The 17,156-nt window shown below is 44.2% G+C and carries 8 protein-coding genes; 6 read left to right on the plus strand and 2 right to left on the minus strand.

Features of this window, described 5'->3' with window-relative positions; genetic code table 11:
• The first annotated feature begins 84 nt into the window (after nt 1-84).
• Complete coding sequence (locus W7W_RS0118930; RefSeq protein ID WP_010665221.1) at nt 85-4,101, plus strand: hybrid sensor histidine kinase/response regulator transcription factor; 4,017 nt, start codon at nt 85-87, stop codon at nt 4,099-4,101.
• Nucleotides 4,102-4,290: 189 nt separating this feature from the next.
• On the opposite strand, the gene W7W_RS0118935 is transcribed toward W7W_RS0118930, so the two are convergent.
• Both W7W_RS0118935 and W7W_RS0118940 read right to left on the minus strand, forming a co-directional pair.
• A complete protein-coding gene (locus tag W7W_RS0118935; RefSeq protein ID WP_010665222.1) occupies nt 4,291-7,371 on the minus strand; it encodes an AAA family ATPase in 3,081 nt (1,026 codons plus the stop codon).
• Between the two features lie 137 nt (nt 7,372-7,508).
• A complete protein-coding gene (locus W7W_RS0118940; RefSeq protein WP_010665223.1) occupies nt 7,509-8,726 on the minus strand; it encodes a metallophosphoesterase family protein in 1,218 nt (405 codons plus the stop codon).
• 146 nt (nt 8,727-8,872) lie between these two features.
• Between W7W_RS0118940 and W7W_RS0118945 the strand changes: the two genes are divergently transcribed.
• From W7W_RS0118945 to W7W_RS0118965, 5 genes are all read left to right on the plus strand, one after another.
• Nucleotides 8,873-9,448 carry a TetR/AcrR family transcriptional regulator gene (locus W7W_RS0118945; RefSeq protein WP_010665224.1) on the plus strand — a complete coding sequence of 192 codons (576 nt, stop codon included), beginning with the start codon at nt 8,873-8,875 and terminating at the stop codon, nt 9,446-9,448.
• Complete coding sequence (locus tag W7W_RS0118950) at nt 9,445-9,783, plus strand: cupin domain-containing protein (RefSeq protein WP_010665225.1); 339 nt, start codon at nt 9,445-9,447, stop codon at nt 9,781-9,783. Before W7W_RS0118945 ends, W7W_RS0118950 begins: the two co-directional genes overlap by 4 nt.
• Nucleotides 9,784-9,887: 104 nt before the next feature.
• Complete coding sequence (locus W7W_RS0118955) at nt 9,888-12,230, plus strand: TolC family protein (protein WP_010665226.1); 2,343 nt, start codon at nt 9,888-9,890, stop codon at nt 12,228-12,230.
• 324 nt (nt 12,231-12,554) lie between these two features.
• Nucleotides 12,555-13,640, plus strand: coding sequence for an efflux RND transporter periplasmic adaptor subunit (locus W7W_RS0118960; RefSeq protein ID WP_010665227.1), 1,086 nt, complete (start codon nt 12,555-12,557; stop codon nt 13,638-13,640).
• 20 nt (nt 13,641-13,660) lie between these two features.
• Nucleotides 13,661-16,798, plus strand: a complete 3,138-nt coding sequence (locus W7W_RS0118965) for an efflux RND transporter permease subunit (RefSeq protein WP_010665228.1) — start codon at nt 13,661-13,663, stop codon at nt 16,796-16,798.
• Nucleotides 16,799-17,156: the final 358 nt, after the last annotated feature.

Raw genomic sequence — 17,156 nt, forward strand, 5'->3', positions numbered from 1 at the left:
TAAGTATTGTTAATCCCGGGGAGGGGACGATTTTGTGTCAAAACAGGATGGGATTGATTCATGTATCAGATGATCAGGTGAATAATGAAACTTTTCTTTGTAATAGTGTTGCTGTCTTTTTTGTCGGAACTGGTTTTTGCTCAAACACCAAGGTTCGACCATTTTGATATTTCTACCGGGTTATCTCAGAATAACATTAATGGTCTTGTTATCGATGACAAAGGAAATATTTGGGCAGGGACACTTGATGGACTGAATAAATATGACGGATATAACTTTGAGATCTTTAAACCAGGGGCTGATCAGGATGGAGAAATTTCAGGGAATCATATTGTCTCGATGGGTAAGGGAATGGATGGAGATGTCTGGGTAACCACGCGGGAAGGAGATTTGAATCAGTATCTGGCATCGTCAAAGAAGTTTCGAAGATTTAGTCAGAAAATTTTTGAGGATGTGGGGATTTTTCCGGAGGATAATATTTGGCAATTCAATGATTCTTTGGTTTGGTTTAGCCAGGGAGACAGGACAGGTGTTATAAATATTCATTCAGATCAATGTAATACGTTTGGAGCACCCGGCTATGTAAGCGGAATTAATCAGAATGGGGATACACTCCTGATTTATGGTGACTTTGGCATTCAGCAATGGGTTATTGGTGGTGCTGAACAGTCGCTCAGGAGGAATCCTGAAATAGTTTCTTCATTTCCCTGCTACTTTTTGGAAAAGAGAGAGGGCCATTGGTTGGCCGTTTCAGGGGATGGGGTATATTATTTGGAGGACGAAACAGATATAGGAGAACGCGTTTTTAGTTTCCCTGAAGCCGGCCTTTCTGATGTAGATCCTTCAACATTTACCAGTTTCGCAGCTTTTAATGAAGATTTTTGGATTGGGGGATTTAATTTGTTGGTTCGCATTCAAAAGAAAGGTGGCAAATGGAGTTCGGAAAGGTTTTCTTATGCTGCTGAAAATGAAAATACATTTAAAGGTTATAATGTAACTCATCTTCAATTCGACAGGCTGGGGAATCTATGGATTGGAACTCAGAAAAACGGGATTAACCATTTCAACTATGAGAAAAACCAGTTTATGCATTACAACTGGAATGCCCCATTAAGCAGACCTGATGCCGATCCTGTCAGGGCTATTTGTCGTAGGGAAAACGGTGAATTATGGCTGGGGTTTGACAGGAATGGCGTGGGAATCATTTTTCCCGACGGACATCAGAAATATTTTAGTCACTATCATACCAAGGATGGGGAAACCAGTCCTATACACAATGTGCGATCCATATTTGAGGACTCCCAAGGCAATGTTTGGATTGGAGAATTGGGCGAGTTGTGTGTTTACAATGAAAAAGCACAACGCATCGAGGCGGTTGATTTGCGTTTCAACTGGAAGTGGCCGCATCAGAGTTATGTGATCAAGGAATGGGACAGGGGCACTTTGATGGTGACTTCTTCCTGGAATATCGGGTGGATAAATCTGGAATCGATGGCTCTGGACAGGGGTATCAACCTTAACGAGAATGAAGGGTATCTGTCGGGAAGTCTCAGAGATATTGTAAGGGATGAGAATGGCCACTATTGGGTGGCAAAGGATGAGAACGGACTTTTCCAGGTTGACCAGTGGAACAAACGATTTAAGAAGGTTCAGAAAGAATCGCATAAGCTGTCGGATAACAAAGTGTATTGTATGGCGGTTGACGGTGACAGTTTGTGGATTGGTACCAATTCAGGTCTAAACCTCCTCAGTCGGACAAAAGGACAAGTAGAAAAAAAGTATTTTGAGCAGGATGGATTAAGCAATAATATTATCTACAGTCTTAACATTGACTCTTCAGGAATTATTTGGATGAGTACCAATAGGGGAATTAGCAGGTTTAATCCTGTTTCCGGGGCCTTTAAAACTTATTTGTCCAATGATTTTTTCATGGATGATGCCCATTTTGTGAATGATTCCGGCCAAATCTACTATGGTGGCTATACCGGAGTTGTTGGGTTTCACCCTGATGATATTGTTCCGCTTCGTGTCAGGGTCAGGGCTACTTTGGAGAGCTTTATGTTGTACAACCGGCTAATTATGCCCGGAGATACAGTGAACAGAAGGATCTTGTTGAATAAACCTCTGGGGGAAACCTCCGGAATGAAGCTTCGGTATGATGAGAATTCATTTGCCATACATTTTAATGCCTATCCATTTGACGTGCCCAATCAAAATGTATATCGCTACCGGTTGGCCGGACTGCAGGATGAATGGACCGTTTCTGAGGCAACCAACCGGCAAGCCCGATATGCGGCCGTTCCTCCGGGTGATTATACTTTTGAAGTTCAGGCCGCATTTAGTCATGCCGATTATGGACCGGTAACGTGTTTGGATATTGAAATTATTCCTCCGTTTTGGCAAACGGGATGGTTTAAATCGTTATTGGTGCTGCTTCTGCTCGCCTTTGTTTTTGCAGGTTACCAAATACGATTGCGACAAATTCGTAAGCGCAATATTTTACTGAAAAAACGAGTGGAGGAGCAAACACGTGAATTAAGAGACCGCAACAGGCAAATTGTGGAAATTTCGGAAAAACTCCATGAGGCAGATCAGTCAAAACTCCGGTTCTTTACCAATATTTCTCATGATTTCCGCACACCTCTGACCTTGATTCTTGCTCATCTGGATAGCTTTGGCAATGCGAGAAGTAAAGCAGTAAAAACTATTCGCAATAATGCGCTTCGCCTCCTCAATTTAATTAATCAGCTGATAGATCTTCGGAAGCTGGATCAAGGCGAATTGGCGATTTCCATCTCCCGGTTTGATATTGTGGCTTTTGCCGCCGGGGTCGTGGACTCGTTCCAGGTTTTGGCATCTAAAAAAGGGGTTGATCTTGGTTTCTACAGTTCCGTGGATTTACTGGAGGTTTGGTTGGATATCGATAAAACAGAGAAGATTCTCTACAATTTGCTTGCCAATGCTTTGAAATATACGCCGGGTGGCAGATCGATTCTGGTGAGTGTGGCAGAGAATGCCGACCGGTTTTCTTTGGTTGTTCAGGATCAGGGCATGGGAATGTCAGAAGAAGAGGTGTCGAATGCTTTTGATCGTTTTTTCCGTTCTGAAAAGGGGCAGGAACACGCATCAGGCCATGGAATCGGTCTGACAATTGTGAAAGGACTCACCGAAATTCAGCAAGGAACTATTCATGTTGAAAGTGTGGTGGAGAAAGGTTCTGAGTTTATTTTGACCTTTTTGAAAGGTAGAGAACACTTTTCAGAACATGATTTTAAAAACGTTAATGAAGAACCGGTATTCCGGGAAGAAAATGCTGTTTCTGTTTCAGATAATAACGGGTTTTCAAAGTTTGGGGGCCAGAATATTTTGGTAGTGGAGGACAATAATGAGCTTTCTGAGTTTCTGAGAGGCTTGTTGAATATCTGGTTTAATGTAAAGGTTGCTGAGAATGGGCGGGAAGCCTTTGAGATAATGAACGATTTTACGCCGGATTTGATTATTTCTGATGTAATGATGCCCGTAATGGATGGAATAGAATTTTGTCGCAAAGTAAAGGCAGACATCCGGACTTCCCACATTCCTTTTATTTTGTTGACGGCGCGTACAGATGCCGAAACGCATATTGAAGGATTTGAATTGGGCGTGGATGATTACATCGAAAAACCCTTCAACAGCCGGATATTGTTGGCCCGGTTGAAAGCATTACTCGAAAACCGCGAAAAGTTGAAGCGGCATTTTGAAAACCTGTCTCAAAAAATCATTCCCGGAGAAGTTCTTGCCAAAAGAGACCAGTCATTTATTGAATCGGTCAACAAGATTATCGAAAACCGGTATGCTGAAGCCGATTTTGGTGTGGAAATACTCAGTTTTGAGATGAATATGAGCCGCTCCACTTTTTACCGCAAATTTAAAGCATTAACAGGGGTTTCAGCGGCCGATTATCTTCGAAAAATCCGGTTACATAAGGCGGCAGGTTATTTGCAGCAGGAGGACATTCCCGTTTCTCTGGTGGCTGAACGGGTAGGTTTTCAGAGTGTTTCCCATTTTCGAAAATGCTTTAAAGAAGAGTTCGGGGAAACACCAGGTGTTTGGGGAAGATAATTAATGCCTGTCCATAAACTAAGCAAAATTTGTTTTTGATCATGTGTTTGTCAAGAAAGTGCCAGTTGCAAAGCCTGCCCCGATATTTTTCGGCGGCTTGCCATTCCCGGAAATGCGGAGCTTACCTGAGTAAATGAGGGGTTTCCGGGAATGGCATAACGCAGTAAATGGTACTTTATGGAGAGACATTTATAGTTCCCAACTCGCCTTTACCAGACTACCCTTCTCGTCATCATTATCAATCTTCAGAAAAGTGCCTATTTCCTGGTTCATCTCTTCCACATGTGAAATAACTCCCACAATCCGGTTCTCGTGGCGCAATGATTTCAGGGTGTCAAAAACAATGCTGAGCGATTCCCGGTCCAGCGTGCCAAAACCTTCATCCAGAAAGAAGAAATTTCCGCTGGCGGAGGTATGTTTTTGAATGCTGTCGGCCAGTGAAAGAGCCAGTGACAGAGAAGCCTGGAAGGTTTGTCCGCCCGAAAGGGTTTTGACACTTCGCAGGTGACCTTCGTTCATGAAATCGCGTACCTGAAACGAGTTGTCTGATGCCAGTTCCAGTGAGAGGTGCTGCCGGGTGAGCCGGTAAAATCGGTCGTTGGCAGCCCGCACCAGTTCCTGCAGAAAAACCGTGGAAATGTATTTGACAAAACGACCTCCCTGAAAGAGGTTTTTCATCATTTTCAGGTCTTCGGCCCGTTCCAGCACTTTGGAATGTTGTTTTTTTATCTCTTTGGCTTTTTCCTGGCCTTTTTTCATTCGGTTAAGCGTGGTATTGGCCTCTCCCCATGAGCGGTTGAGTTCTTCAATCTTTTTGTTAAGTTGCTGATGCTGATTGGTTAGTTCCAGATGTTTCTTCTCATCAAAGGAGCGGCCATTAAGTTCTGTTTCGTACTGACGAATGGAAGTTGTGATATTGCTCAACTCCTGTTTGTGTTTGTCTATTTGGTTGCGAACGCCATCAGTATCAAAGCTTCTGAAAACAACTTTTACGACGGTCTCACGAGTCAGATTTCCGTTTTCTTCAAGGAGGGAATTGATTTTGTCTTCAATCGTCTGCCACTCCTTTTCAATTTCCGAGAGCTGTTTTTCACGTGCTTCAATGCGGCCACTCAGAGTATCGAGTTTTTTGGAGGTTTCGGCTACCTGTTTTTCTTCCTGTTGGTAGCGTTCATTAATTTCGGAGTTTTGTTTTCTGAGCGTCGCTGCCTTTTGTATTAGTTCATCGTTCGAGAGGGCAGTTAAATTCTCCGGTTTCAATTCATTGAACTGGCTGTAAAGTGTTTCGATGCGGCTTTTCTTTTCTACGATAGAGCGTTCAATTTCATCCAGCACTTTGCGGTAGCTTTCCTTGTTTTTCTCTGCCTTTTCCGTTTCCGAAAGAATTTTCTCCTGCTCACTTTCCAGTTTTTTGATTTCATTGCTGGTGACTTCATGCTTTTGGAAAGCTTCTGTTACTTGCTCTTCTTTTTCTAATGAGAAACTCGTCCACTGAAATTTTTCGCGGTGTTGTTTGATTTGTTCAGTCAGGATTTCCAGGTTGTCGGCAAATTTCTTACGGTCTTTGGAGATGGTCTCCAACTTGTCTGATAAGCGCAGGAGTTGGGTTTCGGTATCGGTCAGTTGTTTGTGACGTTCTTCACTTTTACGGCGTTTTTCGCTGACGATGGATAGCTTTTCTGACAGGTCGCCGGCTTTCAGAATATTGGGGTGATGCTCTGAGCCACAAAGCGGACAAGGTTTTCCATCTGTCAGTTCGTGTGCATATTTTTGCAGTTGTTGCTGTACCTGTACACTGTGCCAGTCAGCTTCAAGTTGTTTTTTGTTTTCTTCCAGTTGTTTTTTTTCTGTTGAAAAAGAATCCTGTAAAGCTTTGATGAGGTCGGCGACTGGTTTTTCTGAAGTAATGTTTCGGGTTTCGGTGATTTTTATAACTTGAGCAGCTAAATCTTTTTCGGCTTTTGAAGCCTCATTGAGCTGGTTTTTAGTTTCTTGCTGTCTTTTGTTGAGCTGTTTTAGTTGCGAAAACCAGTCCCGGATATCCGACAGTATTTTAAGGTCAGGCAGCTGTTTTTTCTTTTCAATCAGGATTTTTTTGTTGTTTTTCAGACTCTCTTTCAACTGTTCTACCACAACAAGATTTTCCTCCACCATAGCGGTGCCTTTCTCCCGTCGCTCCTGTTCTTTTTTTATCGTCTCTTCCAGTTGCCTTAAAGTGCTCATTTTTTCGAATTCCTCGGCTTCCCGGAGCCATTTGTCGCGGTTCGACCATTGATGGCGTGTTTTTTCAAAAGTCTCATTCAGCTTTTTCAGATTTTCCCGGAGTTTTTGTAATTCCTCTTTTTCGGAGTTTTGTTCTTTTTCAGTTTTGTTTCGGTCTTTGGTTAACTGGTCGGCTCTTTCCAGAGGAGCGCGAAAAATGCGCGAAAAGGTTTCGAATTCTTTCAGTTCTTTTTCCAGTTGGTCGATTTTTTCTTTCTCTTTCAGAAGGATGGTCTGGCGGGTTTTGGTTTCTTTGAGTTTGAGTTGTATTTCCCGGACTCCCTCTTCTGCTTTGATTTGCTTTTGGAGGGTGGCTACAGTTTCATTGGCTTGTTTAAGTTTTTCACTGGTTGTCTTGAGTTTGGCCTCCAATCCTTTAATTTCCTCAGGGTCAATTACTCCAATGCTTTCCAGCCGGGTGGTAAGTTCCACCAGGTGCAATTCATTGTTGCGTTGCATCTCTGCCACCCTCCCGAAAAGTTCAAATTTATTCAGGTTGAACAGCTCGCGCAGCATATCGGTTCTGTCTTTTGAACTCAGCTGCAAAAACTCCTGAAATTTACCCTGAGGAATGATGATGGTGCGATGAAAGTTGTTGTAATTAAGGCCAGTTATCTTTTCTGCAGAATCTGCCGGAATGCTTTCCCACTCTCCGTTTTTTAAATGATAAGCCGTTCGGTCCAGCTTTTTCACATCCTCAAATTTCTTGCTGTTGCGCCGTCCATGAACCATAAAACGGTAAGTCTCTCCACCTGACGTAAACTCAAAATCGATTTTCAGTTCGTTCGATTTCAGGTTCATCATATTGTAATTGCGGTTGTCGCGAGCATGGAGTCGCTCCGACTGGCCAAACAAAGCAAATGAAACCGCCTCGAGAATGGTGGACTTTCCGCTTCCCACACTCCCGAAAATGCCAAATAAACCGGCCTCTGTAAGGGTGCTGAAGTCGATGGTTTGTTCCTTCTGATAAGAATAGATGCCTTGAAGGGTCAGTCTTTTTGGTATCATGGTGATTATGGTTTAAAAGGTAAAAGGGTGGAATGGTGAAAGGGTTGGAGGGTATGAGGCAAGGGGCATGGAGCATGGAGCAAGCGCTTGAAACTCAAAACCCACAACTCAAAATTTCAAGTCCCCCTTGGGGGGATTTAGGGGGCCCCGATAATCTCCTTAAACAACTCCTTAATTTTTTCATTTGGTTTCTGCCCTTTTTCATGGAAGAAAAAATCCTCAAACAAATCGTTCATGCTTTTGTCCAGGTCTATGTCGGGCTCTTGCTCAAGGGGAGATGTGACCGTGTTTTTTACTTCGGGAATGATGGTTACAATGCCGTCATGAACATTGTACAGTCGTTTGCGGTCTTCGGTTTTCAGATAGGTATCCGATACGATGGTCAGTTCCACAAATGTGTTGGGGTTTTCTGAAAGCCATTTCACGGCTGCATCAATCTCCTCAAAACGCTTGCGCAATAGTCGCCGCCCGCTTACGAGGGGAATTTTATTTACAGAAACCGGTTCTCCGGGCTCTGCTTCAATTATAGCCACATATTTTTGCTGATTGGCTTCGGCGAAACTGTAGGAGAGGGGACTTCCGGCATAAATCACCGGACAGCGGGCCACACCAATATTCTGATACCGGTGCAAATGTCCCAATGCCACATACTGAATGTTTTCGGGGATGTCTGAAGTGAAGACAGGCTGAGCTCCACCCACATAAAGAATGGGTTTTTCATCCTCAGGTTCTTCCTGTATCTCCGAGCCTTCCTTCATCATAAAAAGGTGCGTCATTAAAAGATTGATTCCTTTATTGTCGCAAAAGTCATTCGCCGTTTTTTGCCAGGAATCCTTCAATATTGTTCGCAGGGCTTCCTCTTTTTTGTCGGGGTTGAGGAAGGTTTTTAATCGTAATTCATTGGCGTAGGGCGTGGTGATGACTCTAAGGGGCACAGGATTGTCCGGCAGCATGATTTCCATGAAACCGACCGCGCTTTTTGTAATTTTCAGACCGGATTCCAGACTGAATGCCTGAACCTCAGAATTGGGAAAACCGACGAAGATAATTCCGCATTCTCTTGCCAGTGGGTCGGGCGCCTCAATGCGGTCTGGCGAGTCGTGGTTTCCAGCTATTGCGATAACCGGTCGCTGTCCGTTGTTTGTCAATCTTTTTAAAGATTTGTAGAACAAGTCCACCGCCTCGGTTGAGGGGTTAAAAGTATCGAACAGGTCACCGGCTACCACTATGACTTCAGCGTTTTCTTCATCGGCAATGGCGCAGATTTCATCCAGCACCTCTTTTTGTTCCTCCAGCCTGGAGAAACTTTCGAGTCGCTTGCCCAGATGCCAATCTGATGTATGGAGAATTCTCATGGTTTGTATTGCTTTTGATTGTCGGTTTCACAAAGATAATTTTTTTACGCTATTGGACATTTTGCAACTTTTTTAATAAAAAACTTGCACTCTCAGAAAAAATGTATTTACTTTGTGAGTGAATACTAACAAACTAAATTAAAAAAATGCTTTCAGAACGTCAGGAACAAATAATCAGTGCTTCCATTGGGTTGATAGACCGGCTGGGAATTCAGGGATTTACCATTAAGAACCTCTCGAAGGAGATAGGGATTTCCGAGCCTGCCATCTATCGTCATTTCGTCAGTAAGGTGGAGATATTGGCAACCATCCTGGATGGTTTTCGACAGCGGGTTAGTATTTATCACGAGGAGAAGTCTGCTGTCCAACTTCCCGCACAGGAGAGGATAGAGCAGTTCTTTAAAATGATTTTCAATGTGTTTGCTGATAACCCTACGTTGATTTCAGTCATTTTTGCCGAAGAAATATTCAGAAACGAGCCCGCACTCAGCCAAAAAGTGATGGAAATACAGCAAATAAATGAAAAAGAGCTTAGCGCCATTATTTCGGAAATTGCGTTAAAGGAGGAATTGAAAGATACTCCGGTTGAAACGCTGGTGATGATGTTTTTCGGTCCTGTCAGGTTGCTCGCCCGCAAGTGGAAAATGCAGGATTGCCGGTTCGATTTGCGTAAGGAAGGAGACCAGTTGATACAAACAATAATAAAAATGATTTCATTATGAAAATTACAAAAGTAAGCGAAGCACCCATAAAAGAGACCCCGCATAAGGTGGATACACGTCCTGTTTACGATGATGAAACTGCGCAGGCAGTGCATATTCGTCTGGAACCGGGTGAGACTTTAAAGCCACACATTACTCCGGTGGATGTTTTCTTTTACATTCTGGAGGGTACACCCAACGTGCATATTGGCGAAGAGAAAGAGATGGTACAGGTCGACTGGGTGATTGAGAGTCCTAAGGATATTGTGCATTATTTGTCCAATACTTCCGACAAACCAGCTCGTATTCTGGTGGTGAAAGCGCCAAAGCCAACTCAGCAGACTAAGTTGTTATAAGGTTAAATATTTCGGGGCGTCCTGGATATTAACTCCTGATTCCCCGATATTTTTTTAGCTTAAGGGTTAGTTAGCATTAACAAACCAATTTTAAATCAGAAATAATGTCAAAATTCAAATTATTAATAATTGTCATTCTTTGTTGGGCAGGTTCTCTTCCCATTATCGGGCAGAATTTTGGGGTAGGAGTTGTTAAAGATGCTTCCGAAGGAGAATTGCAGCTTTTGACTAAACAAATAAAAGCTGAAGTAGAAGCCTTGACAAAAGGGAGAAACAATGTGGTTTTTTATGAGAAAGGAGCGGATTGGAAGAAGGAGAAGTCCGGAGAGTATCTGCTTGAATTTATGAACAACCCGGATGTTGACCTGATTGTGACTGTTGGCCTTCTTTCGTCTGATGTGGCTGCAGAAATGTCTGATTTTCCAAAACCTGTAATTGCCGCGACTGTTCTTGATGCTGGTTTACAGCGTTTACCTGTTACCTCGGGGCAGACTTCAGGTGTGCAGAATTTCTCCTATGTTGAATCTCCGGTGGATATTGGAAAGGACTTGCATGCATTCTCGGATTTGTTTAATGCAACTAACGTTTCTGTTGTAATGCCGGGGAAATTGCACGACGAATTGGATTACATCCGTTCCCTGATAGAGACTGCCGACAATGCTATGGAAATTTCTTTTGTCCCTGTGGAACCGGGAGCATCTTCGGATGCTGTTTTTCCCGACAATATTGAGGCTGTCGTGGTGCTGCCAATGACAGGTATTTCAACGGATGATATTCAAAAGCATTTTTCCCGATTTAATTCTAATGGGATTCCTTCTCTTGCTATTAAAGGAACCGACTATCTGGAACTTGGCGGTACTGTCACTTATACTCCCCGGTTTTCATTCCTGCAGATGTCAAGGGCCACGGCTACGCGGATTGTCCAGGTGATTGAAGGAGTTAATTTGTTACAAATAGCGGTCACTGCGAATGATGAGACCCGCCGGTTGGTGGTTAATATGCATAGCGTAAGGCAAATAAACCGGTTTCCGGCATGGGACGGCTTGAAGGATGCGGTGCTGATGAATGTGGATAAAATGCCCGGTGAGGAGCTGGGGTTGCACGAAGCCATATCTCTTGCGCTGGAAAATAATCTGCAGGGACGCATCACCGACAGCGATTTACTGATGGCCCGTCAGGATGTTAAAATTGCGCGTTCGAATGTATTGCCATCTGTGGATGTTTCCGGTTCTGCGGTCCAGTTGAGTGAGAATCTGGTGGAGGCTTCGATGGGACAAAGAGGGGAATTTACAGTTACCGGCTCTGCCTCTTTGAAGCAGGTACTTTATTCCGAAGAAGCCTTTGCCAATATTGCCATTCAAAAACTGGTGGCAGAGAATGTCAAGCAGAGCAACAGGGAGACCATGCTGGGCATTGTTGCCGATGTTGTAGAAGCTTATGTGAATGTGCTTTACGGGAGGAACAATCTACGAATTCACAATGAAAACCTGAATTCCAATATTCAGAACCTGGAAATAGCGGCATCGCGGAAGCGGGAAGGTACTGCAAGTGTTTCTGATGTCAATCGATGGAAGAGTGAAGTGAATCTTGCCAGGATGGACTATAATGACGCTGAAGCTGCTTACAAATCGGCCATGTACCGGCTCAATCAACTGCTCAACAGGCCTGTGTCCGAGCCGGTGCCTGTTCCGGAGTCGGTTGACCTGCTGAAACTGGTTGTAGAACATCAGGAGTTGATGTCTCAATGTTTTGAAGACCCCCTCATTACTGAGCGTTACGCAGATTTTCTGATTGAACAGATGCATCTCAATTCTCCGGAACTTATGAAAATCAGGACAGCCGGGGATATTGCCGAAAGAAAACGAAAGCTGTATGTGCGAAAATCGTATTTACCTGAGGTCGCTTTGGGGGCTGGTGCCGACCAGGCCTTTGTGAGAGAAGGTACCATCAGGAATCCCCAGCTTCCGGTTCCTGAGCCGCCTGACGATATAACCTGGAATGTGGGCGTGAGCATGAGGTTTCCGCTCTTTGAAGGTGCTAAACGAAAAAATGAGCTCAGGCGCACGATGCTTGAACAGGAAAAAATTGAGTGGCAAAAAGAGGAGTTAATAACCAACATGCAAACTGGAATTCGCTCAACGGTGCAGCAGTTGCAGGCATCGTACAAAGACCTGGAACTGTCCGAAAATGCAGCCCGGGCAGCTGAAGAGAATTTTGGGATGGTACAGGATGCCTATTTTCAGGGGGCTGTGGGAGTAGTTGAGTTGGTGGATGCCCAAAATATGATGGTTCGAACCAAAACGCTTGCCGCCAATGCCCGATACCGGTATTTGCTGATTTATGTGGATGCAGAAAAAATGCAGGGAGATTATTCTTTCCTGATGGATGCAGAAGGTCATCAGGAATATGTGGAGTCGCTGGCTCAGTTTTTAAATCTGAAGGATTAGGGGAATGACGATTGCGATAAAAAATAAACCCAAAGGTTTTATAATGAAAGATTGGAGATTTTTGCCTGGTCTGGTATTTTACTTACGGCCGACCCTTGTAATTTAGTAATAACCTGTTTGTTGCGAGTGACTATCCCCCAAAAAGCTTTGGACATAATTAGTTTATGATAAGCAGGGATGCTCAATGGTCGAATTCCTCAGAAAGGTTATTCGTTGGGCAGGTTCGGCGGATAGGAATCCGCCGAACCTAATCTTTCCTTGCAAATCCCGACAATTCGGGAAAGCAATTTCCGGTTTGAAGTGTAATAATTAAAACAAAAAGATATGAGAATCTTATACATATTATTTCTTGCCTTGCTGGTTGCAGGTTGTGGCAGTAAAGCAGAACAGGAAGAAACCATCCGGCCTGTTTTTTATCATGAGGCTGGTAACTCGTTTCATGCCACCAGACTTTCCTTTCCTGGGGTGACACGGGCGGCCGAAGAGGTCCGGCTTAGTTTTAAAGTGGGAGGTACCGTTGACCGTTTGAATGTGGAGATGGGTGATACCGTAAGAGCCGGTGACTGTCTGGTTCGACTGGATTCCACTGATTATTACGTTCAGTATGCAAAAGCTCTTTCGGCTCTGAATAATGCAAGGGCCCAACTTGCCAACGCCCGTTCCGAATTTGAAAGAATGGAAAATCTTTACATCAAAAATAACATCTCACTGAGAGATTATGAACGGGTGAAAACTCAACTTGAGTCGGCTGAAGCAATGGAGAAATCTGCTGTTGCACAAGTAAGAGCCGCGCAAAATCAGATGGATTATACCTGTCTGAAAGCACCTTTCCCGGGTGTGGTGAACTCTGTATTTATCAGCGAAAGTGAAATGATTGGTGCAGGGAAGCCTGCCCTGATGCTATCATCCCTGAATAATATTGAAGTGAGAACCACCGTCCCTGAAAACATTGTTGGTCGGCTAAAAGCGGGTATGGAGGCGAATGTTTCTCTCATCTCAAACAAGGATATGAGTCTCAAAGGACATATTACCGAAATTGGAACCACGGCTCAAAGTGCATCGGCTTATCCTGTGGTCATTGGAATGCAGACAACGGGAGTGAACCTTTATTCGGGTATGACGGCAACGATTACTTTTCTACTGGATTCATCTGCAGGGAATAGTGCTGAATCAATGATTATACCTGAAGATGCTGTAAATCATGACCGGCAGGGAGATTATGTTTTTGTGGCTGCGCCGTTCGAGGGGGATGTGTTTGTGGTTAAGAGAAAACAAATTGTATCCGGTGAATTAACGCCTGAAGGGGTTCAGATTCGTGAAGGTCTTTCGAAAGGTGACCTGGTGATAACCGCGGGTTTGCGGTTTATGTATGAAGGAAGAAAAGTCAGGTTGTTGGACGGGGTGGAGTAAAAATATCAAAAATTCGAAGTATGAATTTAACAAGGCTTACATTAAAAAACAGCAGAATAGCTATTATCGTTATTCTTGTTGTGGCAATTATAGGGATTACCAACTATTTTCAGTTGGAGCGGGACAGTATGCCGCCCTATACCATCCGACTGTCCACAGTGGTGACTCAGTTTCCGGGAGCGGCACCTGATGAAGTTGAAGTTCTGGTAACTGAGCCGCTGGAAGAATCCATTCGTGAAATCCCGGAAGTGAAAACCATTACCAGCGAGTCACGCTCGGGGTTGTCCGTCATTACAGTGGAGTTGCTGGTTAAAGTTAGCGATGCGGAACTGCAATCGGTATGGACTACTTTGCGCAACAAGGTGGGTGATACTAGGAAGTTTCTGCCATCAACCATCATGGGGCCCATCGTTAAGGATGATGATATCGGAACGGTGTTTGGCGTTATCCTCGGGGTGACCGGCGATGGTGTGCCTTACCGCATACTGGAGAATTATGCTAAAGATGTAAGGGAAGAACTTCTTCAATTGTCGGATGTTTCAAAAATCAAGTATGGTGGAATTCAGGAAGAGCGCATTTTCATTGAGTTCGACGATAAGCAACTGGCACAATACGGATTGGGAGGTAACGAACTCAGAAACATCGTTGCTGCTACCAATGTGCTTTCTCCGGGAGGTGAGATTAATGTGGGACGAAAACGTATTGAGCTGGAACCATCAGGCAGTTTTGAGAACCTCGATGACCTGAGGAATACGCTTATCCCGACAGGTAAAGGCTCGGTGGCATATCTCAAAGATATTACAACCGGAATTTACAAGGATTATGTGTCCCCGGCAGAGAAAATTGTAAAGATTAACGGACAAAATGCCATCGCGTTGTTTGTCTCCCTGAAGGATGGGGCCAACATTGTTCGCATGGGTGAAGATATTGATAACGCACTTCCGGCCATCAACAGCCGCCTTCCATTGGGGGTTGAGGTGGTGCGGTCGGCGTCGCAGGACCATGTGGTAAAGGGTCAGGTCAATGATTTTCTCAAAAACCTGGTGCAGAGTGTGGTTATTGTTTTGGCTGTGATGTTGTTTTTTCTGGGGTTCCGAACCGGCTCTCTGGTTGCGGCTTTATTGCCAATGGTCATTCTCAGCACTTTCTTTTTTCTTAATCTGATGGACATAGGCCTCAACAAAGTTTCTCTGGCAGCATTGATTATTTCACTGGGCCTGTTGGTTGATAACGGAATTGTGGTTTCCGAATCGATACTGGTAAATATGAAACAGGGTATGAATACCTTTGAAGCCAGCGTTCATTCCGGGAAAGTACTGATTATTCCGTTGCTGATTTCTTCCCTGACTACTGCTTCGGCTTTTCTTCCGTTTGCGTTGGCAAATACGCCTATGGGAGAAATTTCTTCGCCCCTCTTTTGGGTGGTAAGTTCTACCATCCTTGGCTCCTGGTTGCTGGCCTTTACTTTTATTCCCTTGCTGGCGGTGGTCATCGTAAAAAGCAAGAAAACATCGGACGACCGGAAGCCTGGAGTTATCGATAATTATATGGAGAAATTGAACCGATGGTACAACGGAGTGCTTTATCACGTTCTGCAGAGGCCATTTCTCTTTTTAGGGTTTATTGTGTTCTTATTTATTGTTGCACTGGTCTCTATGCAGTGGCTGCCATTTAAATTGGTGCCCGACAGCGACCGGAACCTGGTTACTGTTGACATCAAGTTTCCTTCGGGCACGCATATTGACTATACCGAAAAGGCTGCAGATGATATCGAGCAATTTATCTCTGAAAATCTATTGGTTACGGACGATTATCCTGAGGGAGCTCCCGGAGTTCTTGATTTTTCTGCTTTTATCGGGGAGGGACCGGAGCCTTATGACCTTGGATACTTTAAAGATGAAGCCAATTCTAACTATGCGCACATGCTGCTGAATACCACCGGCGATGTGGATAACGATTATATTATTGCTAAAGTTGACAGCTTCTGTTTCAATTACATTCCTGATGCCGATATTCGTGTTAACCGGTTGACAGGTGCCGGTGCATCAGGAACTCCTGTGGAGGTGCGTATCTCAGGGAGTGACCCCGACCGGCTGGCGATGATTGCCGAAGAAGTGAAGGAGAAACTGGTGGAAACAGAGGGGACAAAGAATATTACTGATGATTGGGGGCCGAAAGTAAAGAAACTGGCTGTGGTAATTGATGAGGAAAGAGCACGTCGGTCTGGTCTGACCAATATTGAGATAGCTTCTGCGCTTAATACCGGCTTGTCGGGAATGAAGATTGGTGGACTTTATGATGCCGATGAAGAGATTCCCATTTTCCTGAGGAGTTCGGATTTTAAGGAGCTTGATGTTTCATCCTTAAATACTTTTACCATCTACTCTTCCGTCACAGGTCAAAATGTTTCACTGACCCAGGTTGCGGATGTTTCAGTAGCGTGGCAATTTGCTAAAGTCAAGCGAAAAGACCTGAAGCGAACCATCACCGCCGGCTCTTATCTTAAACCGGGGTACAATGCTTCCGATATTTTTGAGGACATCGGCCCGTGGATGGATGAGCAAAAAGCCGACTGGCCTTCCGGCTACGATTATGAGTTTGGCGGAGAAGATGAGGACACCAATGAAAACCTGGGAGCTATTTTTGCAAATCTTCCGCTGGCTTTTTTCCTGATTCTGATATTGTTGGTTCTTCAGTTTAACTCCATCCGAAAATCGACCATTATTGTTCTGGCCATCCCGCTGGGAATGATTGGTGTCGTGGCCGGATGGTACATCGGAGGTTCTTTTGTTAGTTTCTTTGGCGTTCTGGGTGTGATTGCTCTGGCGGGTATTGTGGTGAACAATGCCATCATTTTGATAGACCGCATTGATGTGGAGATAGATGAAAATCCGGAAGTAGACCGCAGAGACGCCATTTTGCGGGCGGCCAATAACCGGTTCCGGCCTGTTTTGCTAACGACTCTCACCACATCACTGGGTATGTTGCCTCTGTTGTTTGGTGGCGGTCTGCTGTGGGAGCCGCTTACTCTGGCGATTATTTTCGGACTGTTCTTTGCCACATTAATAACCCTGTTGTTTGTGCCGGTGCTTTACCGTTTGTTTTTCCGCATTCCGTTTAAGGACTATGTATTTAATGAGGATGTTTTGGACAAGTAGAAAGTTAATTTGGGCATAATGGTTTTATGACAGTGGCCCCCGGTCCCTGAAAGGGGCCAATTTGAATAACCGCGGGTGGAAAACCCGGGGTAAGCTGAACAAATGGGCCCGGGTCCCAGAAAGAGGGCCAACTATTAATTTTGTGATAGTATAATGTTACAAAAATCTGTTGTTGGTGATGCAATGGAGCAGTCTCAAATTTTTACCCGGCCATCAAAGATTGAAAATTAATTAAAAAGATGGACTGTTGACTTTTTCAGCAGCCTGTGTAATAAACTTTTTAGTATGAAAAAAATCTTAGTACATGACAAAACAGTTAAATAATTGAAAATCAATAAAATAACAGTCTAAAAATTTG

The organism is Marinilabilia salmonicolor JCM 21150, assembly GCF_000259075.1.
Taxonomy (GTDB): Bacteria; Bacteroidota; Bacteroidia; order Bacteroidales; family Marinilabiliaceae; genus Marinilabilia; species Marinilabilia salmonicolor.

Excerpts from the sequence above, each read along its gene's own strand:
- W7W_RS0118930 (WP_010665221.1), top strand. The coding sequence starts at position 85 with ATGAAACTTTTCTTTGTAATAGTGTTGCTGTCTTTTTTGTCGGAACTG.
- W7W_RS0118935 (WP_010665222.1), bottom strand. The coding sequence starts at position 7,371 with ATGATACCAAAAAGACTGACCCTTCAAGGCATCTATTCTTATCAGAAG.
- W7W_RS0118940 (WP_010665223.1), bottom strand. The coding sequence starts at position 8,726 with ATGAGAATTCTCCATACATCAGATTGGCATCTGGGCAAGCGACTCGAA.
- W7W_RS0118945 (WP_010665224.1), top strand. The coding sequence starts at position 8,873 with ATGCTTTCAGAACGTCAGGAACAAATAATCAGTGCTTCCATTGGGTTG.
- W7W_RS0118950 (WP_010665225.1), top strand. The coding sequence starts at position 9,445 with ATGAAAATTACAAAAGTAAGCGAAGCACCCATAAAAGAGACCCCGCAT.
- W7W_RS0118955 (WP_010665226.1), top strand. The coding sequence starts at position 9,888 with ATGTCAAAATTCAAATTATTAATAATTGTCATTCTTTGTTGGGCAGGT.
- W7W_RS0118960 (WP_010665227.1), top strand. The coding sequence starts at position 12,555 with ATGAGAATCTTATACATATTATTTCTTGCCTTGCTGGTTGCAGGTTGT.
- W7W_RS0118965 (WP_010665228.1), top strand. The coding sequence starts at position 13,661 with ATGAATTTAACAAGGCTTACATTAAAAAACAGCAGAATAGCTATTATC.